Below are 850 nucleotides of genomic sequence, written 5' to 3'. Positions count from 1 at the left end.
TATTCTTGATATTTTAAATCTATGTTAAATTGCTTGTATTTTAAATTTCTCTGCTTTTTTGTACCCAATAAACACACCATGGAAAAAATTATGAGAAAGTTTATCATCCAAAATGCTATATAGGAAATAAACACACTATAATAAAATTGGTCTTCAGTTTGTAACCAACATAAAGAACGCACGCCACATCTGCTACTATGGGGGAGCATTGGTGAAGCATAGGCAACTATAATAAAAATACCCATTACAAATAACACTAATATTCTTGCGCCAAGAAGTTTAAAAAAGCCCCAAAATCCTGTAAATCTCATTTCAAGACTATTTGAGAATAAAAGATTTTCCTCTTTTGCTTTTTTAAAATGCAGATAAATCCAAATCAAATTAAATATAAAAGCAGAAATATAATTAAGATTCCAACCTGTTGATCTGTACATCGGAATATAAACAGCGGTAAGCGCATTATAAATCGCTTGATTTACAGCCTGCACATCGTCAAAAAGAAAAATTGAAGCGCAAACCATGCAATGTGGTATAAAAATAACCAATGATACTATGAGAAATTTGTTAGAAAGATCCCCATATTTTTTACTGATTACTTCAAAAAGAAGTTCATTTTTTAGACGAATTTCCTCACGTCGTTCATCAGCTTTTTGATATTGTTTATAGAGCTTAGTGAGCTGCTCTTCACTGAGGTTATGCATAGCAATCCAGACAAGTATTAAATATTTATCCTCTAGTATAACACTTTATTAATCTTAATAAGGGTATTTATAGCCAACAAAATCAACGTATTAAAATAATTCTTGTGCAAATAATGAGGTAATCACAGCTGTTTTTATCTTTATGCTGC

Annotated in this window: 1 protein-coding gene; it reads right to left on the bottom strand. The window is 30.5% G+C overall.

The features are described 5' to 3' along the window. The coding region (locus A5N84_RS09255) for a 7 transmembrane receptor (RefSeq protein WP_143324915.1) at positions 1-701 on the bottom strand (701 nt) is incomplete at its 3' end. Between the last annotated feature and the right edge of the window lie 149 nt (positions 702-850).

It is taken from the genome of Rappaport israeli (genome assembly GCF_001888055.1).
Classification (GTDB): domain Bacteria; phylum Pseudomonadota; class Gammaproteobacteria; order Cardiobacteriales; family Cardiobacteriaceae; genus Rappaport; species Rappaport israeli.
The sequence above is the reverse complement of the archived record's forward strand: the minus strand, read 5'-3'. Positions and strand labels throughout refer to the sequence as shown.